This window comes from Haloferax sp. Atlit-109R, assembly GCF_003665865.1.
GTDB lineage: Archaea > Halobacteriota > Halobacteria > Halobacteriales > Haloferacaceae > Haloferax > Haloferax volcanii.
On sequence record NZ_QPLO01000001.1, the window covers coordinates 36215 to 55532 of the forward strand.

Annotated in this window: 24 protein-coding genes; 10 read left to right on the forward strand and 14 right to left on the reverse strand. The window is 68.6% G+C overall.

The genetic code is table 11. The annotated features are described in order from the left end of the window. Window positions 1-55: 55 nt before the first annotated feature. Window positions 56-436 (forward strand): cupin domain-containing protein, encoded by a 381-nt coding sequence (locus tag DVK03_RS00170; protein WP_115801936.1) that lies wholly within the window; start codon window positions 56-58, stop codon window positions 434-436. Continuing rightward, the gene (locus DVK03_RS00175) at window positions 433-1086 is read left to right on the forward strand and encodes a hypothetical protein (RefSeq protein WP_115801937.1); all 654 of its coding nucleotides are present in this window, start codon (window positions 433-435) and stop codon (window positions 1084-1086) included. The genes DVK03_RS00170 and DVK03_RS00175 overlap by 4 nt, the downstream gene beginning before the upstream one ends. 33 nt (window positions 1087-1119) lie before the next feature. Here DVK03_RS00175 and DVK03_RS00180 read toward each other — a convergent pair whose 3' ends face one another. The 3 genes from DVK03_RS00180 to DVK03_RS00190 all read right to left on the reverse strand — a co-directional run bounded on the left by DVK03_RS00180 (window position 1120) and on the right by DVK03_RS00190 (window position 4343). Beyond that, entirely contained in the window at window positions 1120-2943 is a 1824-nt protein-coding gene (locus DVK03_RS00180) for a carbon starvation protein A (RefSeq protein ID WP_115801938.1), read from the reverse strand. A 136-nt stretch (window positions 2944-3079) separates the two neighbouring features. Continuing rightward, the gene (locus DVK03_RS00185; protein WP_115801939.1) at window positions 3080-4045 is read right to left on the reverse strand and encodes a TRC40/GET3/ArsA family transport-energizing ATPase; all 966 of its coding nucleotides are present in this window, start codon (window positions 4043-4045) and stop codon (window positions 3080-3082) included. A gap of 1 nt (window position 4046) precedes the next feature. Then, window positions 4047-4343 carry a hypothetical protein gene (locus tag DVK03_RS00190; RefSeq protein WP_115801940.1) on the reverse strand — a complete coding sequence of 99 codons (297 nt, stop codon included), beginning with the start codon at window positions 4341-4343 and terminating at the stop codon, window positions 4047-4049. Window positions 4344-4444: 101 nt separating this feature from the next. Here DVK03_RS00190 and DVK03_RS00195 point away from each other — a divergent pair, with 101 nt between their 5' ends. The 4 genes from DVK03_RS00195 (at window position 4445) to DVK03_RS00210 (ending at window position 7125) form a co-directional block, all read left to right on the forward strand. Continuing rightward, window positions 4445-5737, forward strand: a complete 1293-nt coding sequence (locus tag DVK03_RS00195; protein ID WP_115801941.1) for a GTP-binding protein — start codon at window positions 4445-4447, stop codon at window positions 5735-5737. Further along, on the forward strand, window positions 5734-5967 hold the full coding sequence (locus DVK03_RS00200; protein ID WP_115801942.1) for a hypothetical protein: 234 nt from the start codon (window positions 5734-5736) through the stop codon (window positions 5965-5967). Before DVK03_RS00195 ends, DVK03_RS00200 begins: the two co-directional genes overlap by 4 nt. Window positions 5968-6075: 108 nt before the next feature. Next, window positions 6076-6756 (forward strand): uracil phosphoribosyltransferase, encoded by a 681-nt coding sequence (gene upp, locus DVK03_RS00205; protein ID WP_004044864.1) that lies wholly within the window; start codon window positions 6076-6078, stop codon window positions 6754-6756. Between the two features lie 165 nt (window positions 6757-6921). Continuing rightward, window positions 6922-7125 (forward strand): hypothetical protein, encoded by a 204-nt coding sequence (locus tag DVK03_RS00210; protein ID WP_004044866.1) that lies wholly within the window; start codon window positions 6922-6924, stop codon window positions 7123-7125. A 284-nt stretch (window positions 7126-7409) separates the two neighbouring features. On the opposite strand, the gene DVK03_RS00215 is transcribed toward DVK03_RS00210, so the two are convergent. After that, a complete protein-coding gene (locus tag DVK03_RS00215; RefSeq protein WP_115801943.1) occupies window positions 7410-8042 on the reverse strand; it encodes a YigZ family protein in 633 nt (210 codons plus the stop codon). A 334-nt stretch (window positions 8043-8376) separates the two neighbouring features. Beyond that, the gene (locus DVK03_RS00220; RefSeq protein WP_004044870.1) at window positions 8377-8880 is read right to left on the reverse strand and encodes an ACT domain-containing protein; all 504 of its coding nucleotides are present in this window, start codon (window positions 8878-8880) and stop codon (window positions 8377-8379) included. Window positions 8881-9030: 150 nt separating this feature from the next. Here DVK03_RS00220 and DVK03_RS00225 point away from each other — a divergent pair, with 150 nt between their 5' ends. Then, complete coding sequence (locus tag DVK03_RS00225; RefSeq protein WP_004065955.1) at window positions 9031-9726, forward strand: hypothetical protein; 696 nt, start codon at window positions 9031-9033, stop codon at window positions 9724-9726. A 36-nt stretch (window positions 9727-9762) separates the two neighbouring features. Here the strand turns inward: DVK03_RS00225 and hisB are convergent, their stop codons facing one another. Continuing rightward, window positions 9763-10356 (reverse strand): imidazoleglycerol-phosphate dehydratase HisB, encoded by a 594-nt coding sequence (gene hisB / locus DVK03_RS00230; protein ID WP_004044873.1) that lies wholly within the window; start codon window positions 10354-10356, stop codon window positions 9763-9765. Window positions 10357-10478: 122 nt separating this feature from the next. Between hisB and DVK03_RS20200 the strand changes: the two genes are divergently transcribed. Both DVK03_RS20200 and DVK03_RS00240 read left to right on the forward strand, forming a co-directional pair. Continuing rightward, the gene (locus tag DVK03_RS20200) at window positions 10479-10625 is read left to right on the forward strand and encodes a hypothetical protein (RefSeq protein ID WP_223173856.1); all 147 of its coding nucleotides are present in this window, start codon (window positions 10479-10481) and stop codon (window positions 10623-10625) included. A 57-nt stretch (window positions 10626-10682) separates the two neighbouring features. Next, window positions 10683-10871: a hypothetical protein gene (locus DVK03_RS00240; RefSeq protein ID WP_115801944.1), complete on the forward strand. Its 189-nt coding sequence runs from the start codon at window positions 10683-10685 to the stop codon at window positions 10869-10871. 45 nt (window positions 10872-10916) lie between these two features. Here the strand turns inward: DVK03_RS00240 and hisA are convergent, their stop codons facing one another. Then, complete coding sequence (gene hisA / locus DVK03_RS00245) at window positions 10917-11633, reverse strand: 1-(5-phosphoribosyl)-5-[(5-phosphoribosylamino)methylideneamino]imidazole-4-carboxamide isomerase (protein ID WP_004065951.1); 717 nt, start codon at window positions 11631-11633, stop codon at window positions 10917-10919. Window positions 11634-11758: 125 nt separating this feature from the next. Between hisA and glmM the strand changes: the two genes are divergently transcribed. Continuing rightward, entirely contained in the window at window positions 11759-13123 is a 1365-nt protein-coding gene (gene glmM / locus DVK03_RS00250; protein ID WP_004065950.1) for a phosphoglucosamine mutase, read from the forward strand. 45 nt (window positions 13124-13168) lie between these two features. On the opposite strand, the gene DVK03_RS00255 is transcribed toward glmM, so the two are convergent. The 7 genes from DVK03_RS00255 to DVK03_RS00285 form a co-directional block, all read right to left on the reverse strand. Continuing rightward, window positions 13169-13420: a hypothetical protein gene (locus tag DVK03_RS00255; RefSeq protein ID WP_115801945.1), complete on the reverse strand. Its 252-nt coding sequence runs from the start codon at window positions 13418-13420 to the stop codon at window positions 13169-13171. An 88-nt stretch (window positions 13421-13508) separates the two neighbouring features. Next, complete coding sequence (hisI, locus tag DVK03_RS00260; protein ID WP_115801946.1) at window positions 13509-13877, reverse strand: phosphoribosyl-AMP cyclohydrolase; 369 nt, start codon at window positions 13875-13877, stop codon at window positions 13509-13511. 81 nt (window positions 13878-13958) lie between these two features. Continuing rightward, a complete protein-coding gene (locus tag DVK03_RS00265) occupies window positions 13959-15011 on the reverse strand; it encodes an A24 family peptidase (RefSeq protein WP_115801947.1) in 1053 nt (350 codons plus the stop codon). 73 nt (window positions 15012-15084) lie between these two features. Further along, window positions 15085-16026, reverse strand: a complete 942-nt coding sequence (locus DVK03_RS00270; RefSeq protein ID WP_115801948.1) for a hypothetical protein — start codon at window positions 16024-16026, stop codon at window positions 15085-15087. 118 nt (window positions 16027-16144) lie between these two features. Continuing rightward, window positions 16145-16534, reverse strand: coding sequence for a ferredoxin Fer (gene fer / locus DVK03_RS00275; protein ID WP_004065944.1), 390 nt, complete (start codon window positions 16532-16534; stop codon window positions 16145-16147). A 140-nt stretch (window positions 16535-16674) separates the two neighbouring features. Beyond that, window positions 16675-17796 (reverse strand): inorganic phosphate transporter, encoded by a 1122-nt coding sequence (locus tag DVK03_RS00280; RefSeq protein WP_006600870.1) that lies wholly within the window; start codon window positions 17794-17796, stop codon window positions 16675-16677. Between the two features lie 106 nt (window positions 17797-17902). Next, window positions 17903-19195, reverse strand: coding sequence for an O-acetylhomoserine aminocarboxypropyltransferase/cysteine synthase family protein (locus DVK03_RS00285; RefSeq protein ID WP_115801949.1), 1293 nt, complete (start codon window positions 19193-19195; stop codon window positions 17903-17905). Window positions 19196-19318: the final 123 nt, after the last annotated feature.

Sequence of the window (19318 nt, forward strand, 5' to 3'; positions counted from 1 at the left end):
TGGTTTCCGGGCGGGTCGCGACGGGCTTATACGGTCGAACGTGTTGCTCCGTCTCATGGGATATCGCGTCGTGGACGCAACCGCCGTCGAGCCCGCCGACGACCGCCCGTGCGAACTCCGCCGCATCGGCGGCGAGGCCGGCTTGGAGACCGTCGCGCTCAACCGCTTCCGGGCCGCCCCCGGCGAGCAGGTGCCGCTTTCGTACCACTACCACACAGAACAGGAGGAGGCGTTCTACGTCCTCTCGGGCACGCTGTTCGTCGAGACGCCGGACGAGACGTTCGAAGTCGACGCCCACGGCCTGTTCGTCGCCGACCCCGAGAGCCCCCACCGGGCGTACAACCCCGAGGACGCCGCGGAGCCGGTCGAACTGCTCGCGCTCGGCTCGCCGGCCGTGTCGGGCGATGCCGTGCCCTACGACTCCGACGAGGAATGAGGAGCGTCGAACCCGAGGACGCCGAAGGGGCGGGAGACCCGGATGGGCCGGAGGAGTCGGATGCGTCGGCCACGGAGTCCGCCCTCGACCGCCCCGAGTGGGACGACGAGTACCTCGACCGGGCGGCCGAGCGGCTCATGTACAACTACGACTTGCAGCGGGAGTACGCCGTCCGCGGCGAGCGGTTCGACCTGTTCGGCTCGATGCGGATGGAGAGCCAAAAGCAGTTCCTCCACCGGTCTATCAACTACGCCAACCACCACGCGATGGAGTACATGTTCGCGCGGCGGGTCGACGCGGCCACCGTCGCCGAACTCGAACGGCTCGTCGAACTGGGCCACGCGCTCGCCGACGAGTGGATAGAACCCGACGAGGAGCACTACGGGACGGAGTTCACCTTCGTGCTCGTCGCCGACGCGGTGCCGGAGGAAGTTCGGGCGTTCGTGTCCGACTTCGCGGACCGGACGCTCCTGAAGTTCGGCTACTACGGCCACTACGAGGTGAACCTCGCCGTCGTCGCGCCGAGCGACGAGGACGCCGCGGCGAGCCGCAACGCCGACTCGGTCGCCGCGTTCACGCTCTGGAGCGACGGGTCGCCGGCCGCATCCGACGGGCTGTTGGACCGACTCCTCGGGAAGCTGCGTCGGTGAAAAAGCGGCGTCGGAACGGCGAACGGTCGCGCGTCAGTCGTCGCTCGGCTGCGGCCGACCGCCGCGACCGCCACCGCCGCCCGAACTCCGGGCGTCTTTGATGTTGTCGTAGCCGATTTTCGCCAGCGACAGCGCCAGATAGACGAGCACCAGCGCGAGGACGATTTGGACGACTGCGGCCACCATCGCAAAGGTGCCCGCCGAGGCCATCCACTCGGGGTTCATGAACTTCGCGTAGACGTTGTCGTGGAACGCGAGCCACAGCAGGCCCAGCGACGTGATGGTCGTCATGAGAGCCATCGGCAGGCCCGTGCTGAGAAGCTGCTTGGAGTCGTCCCAGTTGGCGAGCCAGACGGTCGCGGTCAGGAGCGCCAGCGCGGCGAGCAGCTGGTTCGCGCCCCCGAACAGCTGCCAGAGCGTCAGCCACGAGCCGCTCGTGATGAGGATGTACGCCGGCAGCGACTGCACGAACGCGTTGCCGTAGCGATTGGTCGCGAACTCCTCGACCGGCGTCTCGGGCGTCCCGACGATTTCCTCCATCATGTAGCGACCGAGGCGAACCGCGGTGTCGGTCGAGGTGAGGAGGAAGCTGACCAGCACGAGGGCCATGAACGGCCCGCCGAAGTCAGTCGGGATGCCGAAGCTCGACAGGATGACGCCGCCGCCCGCGGCGAACGTCGGCAGCGCGAGGCCGATACCGCCGCCCACGTCGGGCGCGATGATGGCGACCGTCGCCAGCGCGACGGTGGCGAGGAGGCCCTCACCGAGCATGCCGCCGTAGCCGATGACGCGCGCGTCGGACTCCTTGTTCAACTGCTTCGAGGTCGTGCCCGACGAGACGAGCGAGTGGAACCCGCTGATGGTCCCGCAGGCGATGGTGATGAACAGAAGCGGGAACAGCGGCGCGCCGGAGCGACCGATGAAGCCGTAGTACGGTTCGAGGTTCGTCACGAGCGGCTGCGTCGGGGTCGTGAAGAACGTGCCCGCGACGATGGCGACGAGCGCGCCGCCGACGCCCGCGTACAGCAGGAACGACGAGAGGTAGTCGCGCGGTTGCAGGAGCACCCACACCGGGAGGGCACTGGCGACCGCCCCGTAGACGAGGATAATCGGGACCCACGCCGCGGTGTTCCCGTTGAACGAACTCGCGCCCGGGAGCCACGAGCCGGAGCCGGAGAACAGGACGAACGTCTCGGCGGGCGCGCGGGCCGCGGGCTCGAACAGCGCAATCGGGTACTGAATCCCCGCGTAGACGCCGACGAACATCGCCGCGACGAACACACCCGTCCCGAGCAGGAACGGGAGATTCAGCTGATAGAGGTAGACGCCGAACAGCACCGCGAGGACGATGTACACCAGGCTCGCCGTGGCCGCCTCGGGATAGGCGTTGAACACGATGGCCACCACGAGGGCGAACACCGCGACGACGAGGACGATGGTGAGAAACGCGAACCACAACAGCATGTTCTTGCCGCGCTCGCCGACGTACTCGCCGATGATGTAGCCGATAGACTTCCCGTCGTGTCGCAGGCTGCTCGACAGCGACACGAAGTCGTGGACGCTCCCGAGAAGCGGATTCCCGAGCGCAATCCACGCGAGCGCGGGAACCCAGCCCCACACCACGCCCGCCGTAATCGGCCCGACAATCGGCGCGCCGCCCGCGATGCTCGAATAGTGATGCCCCAGTAACACCGGCTTTTTCGCCGGAACGTATTCTTGACCGTCTTCGTACTTGTGCGCTGGCGTCTCACGACTGTCGTCGAGTTCGACGAACTGCGCGAGATATCGGGAGTAACCGAGATACCCGACGGTAAACAACGCAAATACCGTGACGACCATCCAAATGACTTGTACCATGGTACGCTGCCCCATTGGAAGACACGAAAATGCCTACCTTAACGGTAACGATAGATAGGCATCTATCGTGTTCGAACGACAGGTTCGTTCGGAGAGGTACGTCGAAAACTCCCGCCGCGCGGCTCGTTGTGACAGCTTACTGAGTATCCAGCGCGGTATCGATGTCGAGTTCGGCCGCGACCTCGCCGAGGAAGTCGCCTTTGACCTCGGCGACCCGCGTCTCGACGGCGGCGACGAGCGGCGGTGAAAAATTCTCGCGGAGGTCGTCGAGTCGCTCGCGCTCTGTCTTGACTCGCTCGCGCAAGAACGTCGCCCCCCGGCCCGACTCGTCGGGGTCGGGTTCGGGCGTGAGGCGGTTGACCGCGAGACCGCGCACGTCGAGGCCGTAAGAGTCGAGTTGGTCGATGGCGCGCTCGGTCTCGCGGAGCGATAGCTCGTCGGGGTTCACGACGAGGAAGAAGGCGGCGTCGTCCTGGAGCGTCGTCTTGGCGAACGAGAAGTCGTCGCGGCGCTGTTCGAGGCGGGCGATGATGGGGTCGCCGTCCATCATGCGCCGGGGCTCGTTGTTGCCGATGGCGGCGCGTTCGAACAGTTTGACCGACTCCTTGCGCTTGTGGAGGAGTCGCTGAATCCAGCCGTCGAGGTACTCCGGCAGGGAGAGCAGTCGGAGCGTCCCGCCGGTCGGTGAGGTGTCGAAGACGACCCGGTCGTAGTCGTCCGCCGAGCGCATCACGTCGATAAAGCGGTCGAACAGCGCCGATTCGTACGCGCCGGGCGTCTGGTGGGCCATCTCTATCTGCCGGTCGATTTCGTTGACCATCGCCGGGCTGACCTGGTCGCCCATCGCCCGCTTCGTCTCCATGAGATGTTCACGGACCTCGGTCTCGGGGTCGATTTCCATCGCGTCGAGGTTCGACTCGCCCGCGACCGCCGCGGGCTCGTCGGTAAAGGACTGGTCGAACACGTCGCTCGTGCTGTGGGCCGGGTCGGTCGACACGAGGAGCGTCCGGACGCCGTCGCGGGCGCACTTGACCGCGTAGGCGCTCGACATCGTCGTCTTGCCCACGCCGCCCTTGCCGCCGAAGAAGACGAATTTGCGCATGTTAGAAGTGGTACTGGTGGCCCTTGCGTTCGAGGAGCGACCCGCGGTCCCACATCCGCCGCTCCCACGCCTCGAACTCGTCTTCGAGATAGGGGAGCAGTTCGGCGGTGTAGTACGAGATGGGCGAGGGGATGCCGAACGCGTCGGGGAAGCACGCGAGCATGAACGCGTCCTCGTCGTCCTCGGCCTGCTGTTCTATCTTCTCGTAGGCGGGGTGCGAAACCATCCCGTGGTAGAGGCCGCGGAGCCACTCTTCGACGAGTTCGCGGAAGGATTCGATGCGCGCGGCGAGCGTCATCAGTTTACACACTCGCCCGCTGTCGGACAAAAGGGTATCGTTCACGAACGTCCGCGCTGGTTACCTGCGATTTCATATGTGCGGCCCCGGTAGCCCCGCTCATGAACGCGGGGGAGACGATTCCGGTGACGGTGCTGGGCGGGAGTCTCGGGGCGGGCAAGACGACGCTACTCAACCACCTGTTGACGAACGCCGGCGACCGCGACATCGCCGTGCTCGTCAACGACATGGGCTCCGTGAACGTCGACGCCGAACTCGTCGCCGAGGAGTCCGACCTCGCGGTCGGCGGCGGCGTGACCGAACTGTCGAACGGCTGCATCTGCTGTGAGCTACAAGACGACCTCGAAACCGCGGTCGTCCGCCTCGCGCGCGAGCGGTCGTTCGACCACCTCGTCGTGGAAGCGTCGGGCGTCTCGGAGCCCGGCCCGGTCGCTCGACTGTTCGTCACCTCGCGGGCGGCCGCCCGCTACGACGTGGCCGGCCTCGCCACGGTCGTCGACTCGCGGCTGTTCGCGGACACCTTCGGCGGCGGCGACCCGGACCGAACCGTCGCCGAGGAGGGAGACGGCTCGGTGCGCCCGCTGTCGGACCTCCTCGTCGAACAGGTCGAGAGCGCCGACCTCGTCGTCCTCAACAAGCGCGACCTCGTCTCCGACGCGGAGCTCGGGGCGGTCCGCGACGCGGTCGAGGCGCTCCGCCCCGGCGCGACCGTGGTGGAGACGGACCACGGCGACGTGGACGTGGACCTGCTCCTGTCGGACTGCCACGACCCCGACGCGCCCGTCGGCTGGCGGGCGACGCTGGAGGGCGAAGCGGGCCACGATGACGGCGACGAGGGCGACCACGACCACGACGACCACACGGACGGAGACCACGACCACGACCACGACGAAACGCCCCACGCCGAGGCGACCTACGGCGTCACGTCGTTCGTCTACCGCCGCCGCGCGCCGCTGGACCCCGACGGCGCGGCCGCGGTGCTGGGCGACCTCCCCGACTCGGTCGTTCGCGCGAAGGGGTCGCTGTGGGTCGCCGGAGCCGAGGACGTTCACTACACTTACAGTCAGGCCGGGCCGTCGGCGTACGTCGCCGCCGCCGGCCCGTGGGTCGCCTCCCGACCCGAGTTCGAACAGGACGCCTACCGCCGCAACCACCCCGACTTCGACTGGCACGACGACCACGGCGACAGGCGGACCGAACTGGTGTTCATCGGCCGCGAGATGGACGAAGACGCACTCGCGGCCGCGCTCGACGCCCACCTGCTCGACCCCGGCGCGTCCGCGGACGCCGGCGACTTCCCGACCGACCCCGGCGAGGAAGTCGCACTCGCGGAGCCGACCCGGGAACGCGAGTCGGTTCCGACCGCGGGCGCGGTCCCGGAGGGCCGACGATGAGCGGCGAGTCGGAGCGGGCCGGCGGCGACGACGAGAAGCGCGGCGAGGAGATAGAGTGGGGCGAGGGCGACCCGCGGGTGCTGTTCGTGATGAACCTCGTCCTCTCGACCGTGTTCGCGGCGGTGGTCGTCTACGGCCTGTCGTACCTCGACCTCGCGGCCTTCTCGGTCGTCAACGTCGCGTCGGCGGCGCTCGTGCTCACGGCGGTCACGTACCTCGTGACGAACTGAAACCGCGGGATGGGTCACCGACCCATTCTCCGCGTGAACTACCCGCAGGCGACCGCTGGCGGCCGATAGCCGCATTTATGTCCTTCGGGAAACCGCCTTCTCAGTAAGATGCCCATCGAAGACCGAGACGACGCGTACCTCATCACGCACGCGCTGGCGAAGGACACGCTCTCGCGCCTCCGGGACGTGGAGACGACGCAGGTCGCCTTCCGGAAAGGCCTCGTCAAACTCGGCCGCATCTGTGGCTACGAGATAATCGACGGCGCGATGGAGACCGAGTACGTCACCATCCAGACCCCGCTCGCGGAGACGACCGGCGAGCGCGTGAAAGGGCTCGACAACGTCGTCATCATCAACGTGCTCCGCGCCGCGACGCCGTTCGTGGAAGGGCTGCTCAAGGCGTTCCCGCGGGCGAAGCAGGGCGTCATCTCCGCCGGCCGCGACGAGGAGGCGGGGATGGACGACGACGGCGGCTTCCCCATCACCATCGACTACGTGAAGCTCCCCGAAATCACGGAGAAAGACACCGTCATCGTGGCGGACCCGATGCTCGCCACCGGCTCGACGATGTGCTCGGTCCTCGACCACATCCTCGAAAACGCCGGCGTCGACCCCGAAAAGCTGTTCGTCCTCTCGGCCGTCTCCGCGCCCGACGGCCTGCTCCGCGTCGACAACGAGTTCCCGGAGGTCGACCTGCTGACGGTCGCCATCGACGACTACCTCGACGACGACGGCTACATCGTCCCCGGTCTGGGCGACGCCGGCGACCGCGCGTTCCGCACGACGTAACTCGGTCTCGTCTCGTCTCGTCTCGTCCCGCCTCGCCCCGCCTCGTCGCGTCACGGCTCGCGGGCGGTCGCGACGACCGCCGGCCCGGATTCGGGTAACGACTAAGTTACCGCCCGCGCACCTCCGACGCATGGACGAACCTCGCGCCGCCGGAGGGTGCCGACGATGAGCGACCCGTGCGACGGCTGTGGACGAGCGGTCGAAGACGCCCTCGCTCGTGCGGTCCAGTTACAGGTCGACGGCTCGACCGTGGACGACCAGCGGCTCTGTCCGACCTGTTTCGCGGACTGGATCACCCAGTACGAAGAACAGATGTCGCCCAAGCGGTCGTCGGACGACTCGACGGATTCCGAGATAATCGTCGACTGACGGCGTCGGGTCGGGGGCGTGTCTCCCACGACCTCGCAGACCCCCTCTTTTCGGGTCGAGAAACGATTCCCCTCGGCGGGTTTTCGTTCGAGTCGAACGTCCCGAACCGAACCCCCGTAGACTACTGTGAGAGACTGTTACAAGGGGTGCGGCGGGGTCGACACCCGAGTCCGCGAACCCCTTCGTTTCGGGTCGAAGCCCCGCGGGCTCGCGGGTCGGGGGCGAAAAGGAAACGGAGAGAGCGCCGACGCGCCGAGGGTCGTCGAATCGGACCGACGGCCGTGCTACTCGATGTTCGCGCGGCCGCTGGTCGCGCTCCGGATGCGGTCGCGGAGCTCCGGGCCGTCCTCGACGGGGACGCGAACCTCGAAGGACACGTCGGCCTCGTAGGCGGCCTCGAACTCGACGCCCGCGCTTTCTAACAGCCCGCGAACGCTCCCCGAGTCGTCGTACTCGACGGTTACGGTGAACCGCTCGTGGGGAATCTCCTCGACGACGCCCGCCGCGTCGAGCGCTTCTTTCACGGCCCGGGAGTACGCGCGGGCGAGGCCGCCGACGCCGAGGTTGGTGCCGCCGTAGTAGCGCGTCACGACGGCGGCGACGTTGCGCACGTCCTGCTGGACGAGGACGTTGAGCGCCGGTTTCCCCGACGAGCCGCTCGGCTCGCCGTCGTCGCTCTGGTACTCGCGGAGCATGACGCTCCCCTCGCCGGGGACCGACGACGAGGCCGACCCCGCGGGTACCCGGTAAGCGGGGACGTTGTGGGTCGCGTCGGGGTGGCGCTCCTCGATTTCGGTGACGAACGCCTCCGCCTCCTCGACCGTCTCCGCGGGGGAGACGTAGCCGATGAACTCCGAGCCGTTGACCTCGAAGCGGGCGTCGCCCCGGCCGGCGACGGTTCGATAGGCGTCGGTCATGCCACCGAGTTGGCGTCGCGGCGTGGAAAAGCGTTCGCACCGTGTCGTCGGCGCGCCGACGCGGGCGGCGAGGAGGGCAAGCGACGCGACCAACGGGGAGCGACGGCGACGGCGACGGGGATTCGAACCGGAATCGACGCGCTACTGGCCGCAGGCGTCCGCGTACGACGTACACCCGTTTTGGATGCAGACGCCGCAGAGGTGGCGCGTCTCGGAAATCGGCTCACCACAGCACATGCAACTGCGCATGGACACCATGCGAAAAACTACCGCGGGAGGTTACAAGAATCTTATTGCCGTGTTGACAGAATATCCGCGGTGCCGACGGGCGGGCTCAAGCGATGGTGATTCGGCGGACGAAGCCGAGGTTCGACAGGTCGTTGAGCAGGTCGCCGGGAATCGGCTCGTCGGTGATGATGTAGAGCTTCGGGTCGTCGGTGAACTCGGGGTCCTCGCTTATCGTCTGGCGAATCGAGATGTCCGCGTCAGCGAGTTTCGAGGTGACGGTGGCGACGATGCCGGGCTCGTCGGCGTCGGCCACCTCGACGGTGAGCACGGAGAGGTCGAGCACCGGCGCGAGGTCCATCAGGCTCGGAATCGACGAGATGTTCTGGAAGATTCGTCGAAGCTCCTCGTCGTCGAGGATGGCGTCGGTCGTCGAGTCGACGACCCGCCGGTCGACCTCGGCCTCGCGGGCGATTCCGGTGTTCGGTATCTCAATGCCGCCCGAGACGACCCGTCCCTGGTCGTTGACGGAAAAGCCCCGTTCCAAGAGAAGCCGAATGACAGCCTGCTGGCTCGGGCTGCCCTCGAACTTCTCCATAATCTCGTCGAACATTCGTTGGTCGGGGGATTTGCGGGCGGATGCATTAAGTGGTCCGTCACCGGCGACGCCGCGGCCGAGGGATTCGGCGGCGACCCCGCCGGCGGGCCGCCGACGCCGCGTCCGGGGAATGGGTTTAACCGTCGGCGCGGAGACCGGTCGTCCATGCGCGAACTACGCACCTGCGATTTCTGTGGGACCGACGCCGTCGGCGTGTTCGAGGTACTCCCGCCGGCGTTGACGCCGGCCGACGACCAGCGGCGCGTCGTCCTCTGCGAGCACTGCGAGGAGACCCTCAGCGAGGTCATCGCGCCGCTTCTCTCCCGACTCGGCGTCGACGCCGACGTGGACGTGGCCGACGACGCGCGGGCCGAGACCGGCGCGTCCGCGGCACCGGAGCGAACCACGAGCGGGTCGGGCGGCGAGGCCGCCTCCGTCGACGTGAACGCGGTCGACCCCGCGCCGACGCCGCCGGAGCCGGCGGACCACGACTCGCCCGACGAGGGCGACGACGCTGGTTCTCCGGGGGACGACGCGAACGACAACGACGGCGTGGACGACGAAGCCGAGGTCGAAACCGAAGCCGAGGCCAAGACCGAAACCGAGAACGAGCCCTCCGCGTCGGCGGCCGACGAGCAGCCCCGACCCGACGGCGAGTCCGGCCGGGGTGAGGAGCCGCCGAAGTTCCGGAAGGTCATCCGCATCCTCCAGAACCGCGAGTTCCCCGTCGAGCGGGCGGAGGTCGAGGCGTTGGCGTCCGGCGCGTACGACCTCGACGACGACGAGGTGGCCGACATCTTCGACTACGCAATCGAACGCGGGCTGCTCGTCGACGACTCGGGGACGCTCCGGCGGCCCTGAGCGGTCGAACGCGCTGAATCAGGGAGCAGGCGGCGATTACAGTTTTCCTTTCGTGCTCGGCGTGTCGGAGCGCCGCGGGTCCACGCGGGTCGCGTCGTCGAGCGAGCGCGCGAGCGCCTTGAACAGCGCCTCAACCTCGTGGTGGGCGTTGTCGCCCTCGACGCCCGCGTGGAGCGTGAGGCCGGCGTTCATCGCCAGCGACATGGCGAAGTGTTCGGCCATGTGGCTGGTGAACTCGCCGACGTACGGTTGGGAAAAGTCGCCCGAGAACTCGAAGAAGGGGCGGCCCGACACGTCGACGACGACGGAGGCGACGGCCTCGTCGAGCGGGACTTTGCGGTCGGCGTAGCGGACGATGCCGCGCTTGTCACCGAGCGCTTCGGTGAACGCCTCGCCGAGGACGATGGCCACGTCCTCGACGGTGTGGTGGTCGTCGATGTGGAGGTCGCCGTCGCACTGGACCGTCAGGTCGAACAGGCCGTGTTTGGCGAAGGCCTCCAGCATGTGGTCGAAAAATCCGATACCGGTGTCGACGACCGCGTCGCCGTCGCCGTCGATGGCCAGCGTCACGTCGATGGTCGTCTCGGCCGTCTCGCGGGAGACGGCCGCGCGTCGGTCGGCGTCGCTCATGTCGCGTTCGAGGCGGGCCGCGCATATAGGGATTCTCGTCGTCGAGCGACCGGGGCCACCCCGCCGACGCGTCAGACGCGCGTCTGACGGGCGTTCATGCGTTCGGACGCGTACGGTGGAGTATGCAGCGAAAGGGAGCGCTGGTGGTGGGGTACACCATCTGCGTCGGGGGACTCCTGCTCACCGCGCGGTCCGGGGTCGCTGTCGCGTTCGGCGTCGCGCTGGTGACGCTCGCGGTCAGCGCGGTCGTGCTCGGCGGGGGCGTCTGAAGTGATAGAGAGCGAACCGACGCGAAAAGTGTCGACCCGTCAGGGGGCGGGCGACTGATGGGCCGCGGAGCGACCGCCAGTCCGAAACGCGACGTGGTGACGGTCAGTATGCTCGTCCTCGCCGGGCCGTTCCTGGCGACCTCGTGCCCCGTGACGGCGATTATCGGCGCGCTGTTCGTCGCCGTCGGCGTCTACGGGACCGTCGAGAGCCTCGCCGCGGCCGTCGCCGCGTATCTCGACGCGTAGCGGCGCGCGGCGTCCCGACCACGCCTCGGCGTGCCGGCGACGCGACTACGCCTCCATCGCTTCTTCGAGCGTGAATCGACCCTCGTAGAGCGCGGTGCCGACGACGGTCGCCGCCGCGCCCGCCTCGCGGAGCGCGCGCACGTCGTCGAGCGAGGCGACGCCGCCGGAGGCGACGACCGGGATGTCGACCGCGTCGACGACGGCCGAGGTCGTCTCGAGGTGGACGCCTTCGAGCTGCCCCTCCACGTCCACGTCGGTGAAGAGGATGGCCGCCGCGCCGAGTTCCTCGTAGCGGGCGGCCGCCTCGGCGGGGTCGAGGCCGGTGCCCTCGGTCCAGCCGGAGACGACGACTTCGCCGTCTTTCGCGTCGAGGCTGACCATCACGCCGTCGGGGTAGTCGGCGGCGAGTTCGGCGACGATATCGGGGTTCTCGACGGCCGCGGTGCCGAGGATGACGCGGTCGACGCCGCGGTCCAAGAGGTCGCGGGCGTCGTCGGCGGTGCGGATGCCGCCGCCGAGTTGGAGCGGCACGTCGACCGCGTCGAGGACGGCGTCCACCGCCGGGGCGTTCTTCCGCTCGCCCTCGAACGCGCCGTCGAGGTCGACGAGGTGGAGCGTCTCCGCGCCGGCGTCGACCCAGCGGCGGGCGGCCTCGACCGGGTCGCCGTAGCTCTTTTCGGTGCCGCGTTCGCCCTGCACGAGCTGGACGACTTCGCCGTCTTGCATGTCGACCGCGGGGACGACTTCGAACTCCGGGAACATACGTCACCGTGGGCGAGCGGCGTGCGTAAACGCACCGGATACGGCGACCCGGGTTCACCGAGGAACGTAACGAGCGAACCAACAGTTCGGAACGGCTTTGTCGCGCCGGGGTTCACACACACTCAATGAAACTCTTCGGTTCCAGCGGCACCCGCGGCGTGGTGGGTGAGAGCCTCACCCCGGAGTTCGTCCTCCGCGTCGCCAAGGCCGCCGGCACGGTCTGGAACACCGGCCGGGTCGCCATCGCACGGGACACCCGAACCACGGGCGAGATGTTCGTCAACGCCGCCGAGTCCGGGCTGGCGAGCGTCGGCGTCGACGTGGACGACCTCGGCGTCGTCCCCACCCCCGCGGCGGTCCGCTACTGCGAGAATCAGGCCGTTCCGGGCGTCGTCATCACGGCCTCGCACAACCCCCCGGAGTTCAACGGCGTCAAACTCGTCGGCGACGACGGCGTCGAACTCGCCGTCGAGGAGCTAGAGCGCATCGAAGACCACATCCTCGCCGAGGAGTTCGACGTGACCGAGTGGGACGCCGTCGGGAGCGTCCGGTCGGTCGAGACCGCGAACGACGACTACCGCGAGGACCTCCTCGCCAACGTCGACCGCGAGAAAATCGCCGCCGCGAACCTCACGGTCGCGCTCGACCCCGGCCACGGCGCCGGGTCGCTCGTCACGCCCGACTTCCTCCGCGAACTCGGCTGCGAGGTCCGCACGGTCAACGCCCAGCCCGACGGCCACTTCCCCGGTCGCCAGTCCGAGCCGGTCCCCGAGAACCTCCGCGACCTCGAACGCCTCGTCCGCGCGACCGACGCCGACGTGGGAATCGCCCACGACGGCGACGCCGACCGGGCCGTCTTCGTGAACGAGCGCGGCGAGTGCATCTCCGGCGAGGCGTCGCTGGCCGCCCTCGCGGCCGCCGCCCTCGAACCGGGCGACGCGACCGTCTCCGCCGTGAACGTCTCCCAGCGCCTCGTCGACGTCTGCGAGGAGGTCGGTGCCGACCTCGAACTCACGCCCATCGGCGCGACGAACCTCATCACCCGCATCCGCGAGCTCTGGCGCGAGGGTCGGAACGTCCCCGTCGCGGGCGAGGGGAACGGAGGAGTGTTCTACCCCAACTACCGCCTCGTCCGCGACGGCGCGTACATCGCGGCGAAGTTCCTCGAACTCGTCGCCGAGCGCCCCGCGAGCGAACTCGTCGCGCCCTACGAGGACTACTACAACGTCCGCATCAACCTCGAATACGACGAGGAAGCCGAGTTGACGGCGATGCTCAACGCCGCCGCCGACTACGCCGAATCGGCCGACGCGACCCCGAACACGACCGACGGCTACCGCCTCGACTACGGCGACGCGTGGGTGCTCGTCCGCCCCTCCGGGACCGAGCCGAAAGTCCGCGTCTACGCCGAAGGCCGCTCCGAGGAGCGCGCGACCGAACTCGCCGAAGACGCCGCCGACGCGCTCCGAAGCGCGGTCGCGACGCTGTAACTCGGCGACAGAACCGACGAAAAAGAATCTCTTTTCGCGCGCCGCTCACAGGCTAATCGCCGCGAACAAAAGCGCCAGCGCCCCGAACACCAGAAGCATGAAGCCGCGTTCGAGGTCGTCGCCGTCGAGGTCGTCGTCCGGCGGGTCCTCGCGGGTCGGGTCGAGGACGAACTCCGGGTCGTCCGAGCGGGCGACCCGGCGGGCGGCCGCGGCGCTCTTGAGCAGTCGGCCGCCGAGGGCGAAACAGCTCAGCCCCACGACGATGGCGACCAGCGAAATCGGACTGACGTTCACCATCGGCCCGCGACCGCGGTCATGGGTCGGTCGCCACGGGTCGCCGTGGTCGCCGCGCCGGTCGGTGTCGTCATCGGTCGGCTCGCATCGGTCACTCGTCGTCGTAGACCGCGTCGGGGTCGAAGACGCGCTCGCCGACGTGGTCGCCCTCGACGGTGCGGTAGAAACACGACCGGTGGCCGGTGTGGCACGCGCCGACGTTCTGGTCGACGAGATACAGCAGGGTGTCGGCGTCGCAGTCGACGCGGATCTCCCGAACCTCCTGTGTGTGGCCGCTCGAAGCCCCCTTCTCCCAGAGTTCGTCGCGGCTCCGCGAGTAGTAGTGCGCCCGGCCCGTCTCGACGGTTCGGTCGAGCGCCTCCGGCGAGACGTACGCCAGCATGAGCACCTCTCCGGAGTCGGCGTCCTGCGCCACGGCGGGGACGAGGCCGTCCTCGCCGAAGTCGACATCGACGGTCATGATTCGGGCCACGCGGCGGCGGGGGTTATCTCTTGTGCGTCGCCGCGCGGAAGGCGCGCCCGACGCCGACTCCGCAGCGACTCAGACGATACCGAGCGCGCCGAGGACGCCGAAGAGCACGTCGCCGTAGACGAACGCGACGACGAGGCCGACGAACATGGGGACGAGAAACGGGATGCCCGGCGAAATCCACACCGACTCGCGGGTCGTCACGAGGTCCAGTCCGCCGCGGAGTTTCTCCGGCGACGTGCCGTAGGCGCTGCCCTCGATGCTGTCGAGGAACTGGGCCGCGCCCCACGGGTCGTCGAACGACCCGCCAGAGTCGGCTTCGCGGCCGTCGTCTCCGGGGGCGTCTCCGCCGGCGGCGTCCGCGGTCTCGCCGTCGCCGTCGAAATCCGCCGACGCGCCGCCGTCGGTGGCCGCGCGGTGGACCGCGCCGTCGGTCGGGTCGAACGTCTCGCCGATGCCGTCGGGGTCGCGGAGGTCCTCCGGGTTCGAACGCAGGTCCGCGAGCGTCAGGCCGCGCCAGCGGAGGTACATCCGGAGCGCGTCGAGGTCGAGGCCGTTCCGCGTGACGCCCTCGGGCGACTCGAACAGGCGGCCGTGGGCCGTCGGGAGCGACGACACGGAGACGCGGCGGCCGACGAACGAGATGGGGAACTCGAACTCGCCGTCCGCGAGGTTCCGGGCGGCAAGGTAAAGCGGGTAGGCGAGGCCGACGATGACCGTGTTCGTGAGAACCGTCATCGAGAAGACGCCGAGGCGGGTGGTGGCCAGCGGGAACTCCGTCCCGGCGAGGGTGTAGCTGGGGAACGTCGGGAGCAGGATGGCGAACACCATGAGCGCCTTCGCGTCCGCGCCGCCGAAGCCGCCGAGCCGCCAGAACAGATACGAAAGCGGGACGACGAGACAGACGCTCACGCCGACGCGAATCAGGTAGAGCCGGTCGAAGACGGTCTCGGGCGGAAAGTGGCCGAGCAGTTCCCACGCGAGCAGAGCGATACCCAGCGCGGCCAGCGGATACCAGACGACGTTGGGGACGCGCCGCGTGCGAACGTCGCGTACCGCGGTCCACGCGAGGACGGGGAGTACCGCCAACCGCAGGAGGTCGGGGAGCGTGCCGATACCGAACATACCCGGAGACTGGGGGCAGGGGAGTTAGGTGTTCGGGACGGGTATCAATCCTGAAACCGACCCCGGCGGCGGGTCAGAACGCCGCGAGTTCGACGAAGCCGACGAGCCGAACCGAAATCGAAAACAGCGCCAGCGCGGCCGCGGGGACCCACACCGACCGCGAGCGCTGGTAGCCGACGGCGGCGAGTCCGAACGCGAGCGCCCACAGGACGTGTTCGACGCCGCCGGGAACGTCGACGAAGACGGTCCCGAAGACAACGAGGCCGAGCAGTCCGAAGGCGAACACGGGGGCGAGCGTCGGTCGCGAGACGGGCCGAAGCGAGCGCTCGGCCGCGCTTCGGTACGTCACGCCGACCGCGACACAGCCGCAGACGGTCGCGACGAGGAGCAGGCCGAGGACGGTGACGCGCCACGGTTTCGGGAAGACGACCAGCGTGAAGGCGGCGTCCCGAAGCACCGACTGAAAGAACGTCGCGAGCGCGGCCGCAGCGACGGCCGCCCGAGCGGGCGCGAGTCCGACCCGCGACGAGGCGAGGTCGAACACGGCCGCGACGAGGAACCCGAAGCCGAGACCGGAGAGAACCACGTCTTCGGCGGCCCGTGCTGCCGCCGCTCCAACTGACGCCTCGGGGTGGTACGTCCACCCGACGAGCGCGGCGAGCGAGGCGTCGAAGCCGACCGCGAGGAGTGCGCTCGCGGCGACGACGGCGAGTCCCGGCGCGAGAGCCGCCGCCGGCGCGTCGGTGATGCGGGAGCGCTCGGGGAGACCGAACGACGGCGGGACACCGCGATAGCGCGCGTAGACGAGCGTCGGAACCGCGAGGCCGGCGACGTTCGGCGACGCGAGCGCGCCGACTACCGGGACGCCGAGAAGTCTGAGCGACACCCAGTAGCTGGCCGCGCTCGCGACTGCGAGACAGGCGAGAAACAGCCCGATTCGACCGAGTTCGGATGCTTCGCTGGGGAGCGAGCGGTCGGGTCGAAACGCACGGACGGCGGTCGCGAACCTCGACACGGGTGGAGCGACCGCGCCGCGGGACAAATCGCTGTCGGCTCGCGGCTCACTGCGCGGATAAATGGCGGACCCACCGGTCACGGGTCGGCGCGTCGAAAGAAATGTGCGGGTGAGCGCCTTAGATGACGCGGTTCTGCAGGTAGTCGAGGTGCTTCGCGTTGTAGACGATCTTGACCTCGTCCTCGATAGGCGAACCGATGCAGGTGAGGCGGACGTTCTTCTCGTTGACTTCCTCGTCGGAGAGAATCTGCTGCATGTCCATGTCGATTTCGCCCTCCTTCACGATGGCTGCACAGTTCGCACAGGCACCTGCGCGGCAGCTGAAGGGCCAGTCGTAGCCCTGCGCCTCGGCGGCTTCCAGGATGTACTCGCCCTGGTTCACTTCCATCTCACCGTAGTCTTCGGCGTCGAGACCGGCGTCAGCCGCCTCTTCGAAGAGGTCGTCGTCGTCGAGGTCCCAGCCGTTGTCGTCGAGAACTTCGTAGTTGAGGTAGGTTACCGTGGGCATCGACAGAGGATTCGAAGGCCACCCCATTAGACTTTGCTGTTCCGTGCGCCGAATTCGGCCCGCGTTCCGGCGGCGACCGCCCGTTTATTACATTTTTGACCGTGATGGTTGCAGAATGACGGGTGCGACGGGTGCACGGGTCAGACAATGCCGGCGGAGAACAGCGCGTACGACGCGATGGCCGAAAGCGAGGGCGTGAGCATCCAGAAGAAGATGACGCGCCCGGTCGTGCCGGGGTCGAACAGGTCCTGCGCAGAGAGTTCGTCCGGCGCTTCCTCGCCCATCTTCGGCACCTCGTCCTCTCGCTCGACGGTGAGCGCGTTGACCGACACCTGCGGGGACTCGCCGCCGCTCAGGGCCTCACCGAGCGTGACGGTTCGAGTCGCCCGACCCCAGCCGAGGCCGACGATGCACATCGTCGCGCTCACGGCGAGGCTGGCGGGGATACCGATAGCCGACAGGAAGGAGATGAGCGACGCGCTCACCGTCTCGACGATGAGCGCCGCGAGGATGGGCAGTTGCGTGAGGTCGTTGCCGACGGTGTCGAGCGTCCGGCGAGCGATGGTGAACGCGCCGAGGCCGATAGCGCCGCCGGCGACGAGGATGCCCGTGTTCATCTCGAGCGCGCCGTTGCCGACGAGCGGGGCGACCGCGTTGGCGACGTTCGACGCGCCCGCGGAGAACGCCATGTAACAGGCGACGACGACGACGAGGACGGTGCTGCCGAACTCGCGGTAGGTCGTGTTCGGGCCGAGTCGCGGCCGCGGGAAGCCGCCGTCGCGGTCGAGCGCGACGAGCGCGCCGGGGCTTCGGTCGAGTTTGAGCCACGCGTCGAGGTAGGGGTAGACGTATCGCCCGATGACCGCGCATATCCAGAAGGCGATGACGGGCGCGACGATCCACCACGAGATGATTTCGAGCATCACGCCGGCGTCGAGCGACCCGTGGGCGAGGCCGAGACCCGCGATGGCCCCGACCGCCGTCATCGACGTGGAGGCGGGGACGCCGAAGGTGTTCGAGACCAACAGCGCGAGGCCGACGAAAAAGAGGACGGCGACGCTCGCCGCGAGGGTGAACTCGCTTTGCGGGACGATTTCGCCGCCCATCTTGGCGACGACTTCTCGGCCGAGGGTCCACCCACCGAGGAGCGCGAACCCGGTCATCAGGGCCGCGGCGGCGAGTTTCCCGAGAACGTCGCTCCCGACCGCGGGGCCGAACGCGACCCCCGTGGACGAGCCGCCGATGTTGAACCCGACGAACACTGCCACCAGGAGACCGACGAAGAGGAGTGCTTCTACCACGGAGTTACCTACTGGCGCAGGCACAAAAGTGACGGCGGTCGGTCGCTCGGGCGACGCCGAAGCCCGCTCAGTTCGACGCGGCGCGAATCGCCTGGTCGAGGTCGTCGACGATGTCGTCTACGTCCTCGATGCCGACAGACAGGCGGACCATGTCGGGCGTGACGCCCGCGGCGGCCTGCTCGTCGTCGGTGAGTTGCTGGTGCGTCGTGGACGCCGGGTGGATGACGAGCGTCTTCGCGTCGCCGACGTTGGCGAGGAGCGACGCGAGTTCGACGTTGTTGACGGTGCCCTTGGCGGCCTCGTAGCCGTCGGTGAGGCCGAAGGTAATCATGCCGCCGTAGCCGCCGTCGAGGTACTTCGACGCCTCCTCGTGGGTCTCGTGGGAGTCGAGGCCGGGGTAGTTCACCCACGACACCTTCTCGTGGTCGTCTAAGAACTCCGCGACGGCCTGCGCGTTCTCGCAGTGGGCGTGCATCCGAAGCGGGAGCGATTCGAGCTTTTCGAGCGTCTGCCACGCGTCGAACGGCGACTGGGCGTTGCCGAGGTCGCGCAGGCCGCGGGCGATGGCGGCGTAGGTGAAGCCGGCGGGGCCGAACGTCTCGTCGAAGTTGACGCCGTGGTACGCCGGGTTCGGCTTGGCGATTTCGGGGTAGTCGTCGGCGTACTCGTCCCACGGGAAGCTGCCGCCGTCGACGAGGATGCCGCCGATGGTCGTGCCGGCCCCGTGAATCCACTTCGTCGTCGACTCCCAGACGAGGTCAGCGCCGTGTTCGATGGGGTTGCAGAGGTAGGGCGTCGCGAACGTGTTGTCGACGAACAGCGGCGTCCCGTGGTCGTGGGCGACCTCCGCGATGGCCTCGATGTCGGGCGTCACGAGCGCCGGGTTGCCGATGGTTTCGAGGTGGACGAACGCGGTGTCGTCGTCGATGGCCGCCTCGTAGGCGTCCACGTCGAGGGTGTCCACGAACCGGGTCGTGACGCCGCGGCGCTCGACGGTGTGGGTGAGGTAGGTGTAGGTCCCGCCGTACAGCGACGACGCGGAGACGATGTTGTCGCCGGCCGAGGCGAGCAGGAAGGTCGCGAGGTCGAACGCGGCCATCCCGGACGACGTGGCGACCGCACCCACGCCGCCTTCGAGCGAGGCGAGGCGCTCCTGTAACATCCCGACGGTCGGGTTCATCAGCCGCGAGTAGATGTGACCCGGCTTTTCGAGGGCGAACTGCGCGGCCGCGTCGGCGGCGTCGTCGAAGACGTACGAGGTGGTCTGGTACAGCGGCGGGGCGCGCGCGCCCGTCGCGTCGTCGGGGCTCTGACCGGCGTGGAGGCTCCGCGTGTGGAAGCCCGGGCTGTCGTCGCTCATGACCCGAACGTCGACCCGGACGGGGCTAAAGCACGGCGTCGGTCGCAATTCCCGCCGGGTTCTGCGACACGGTAGCGACTCACAAGAAACCCCTGAGAACCGAGGGTCGTCCCCGCGTTGCCC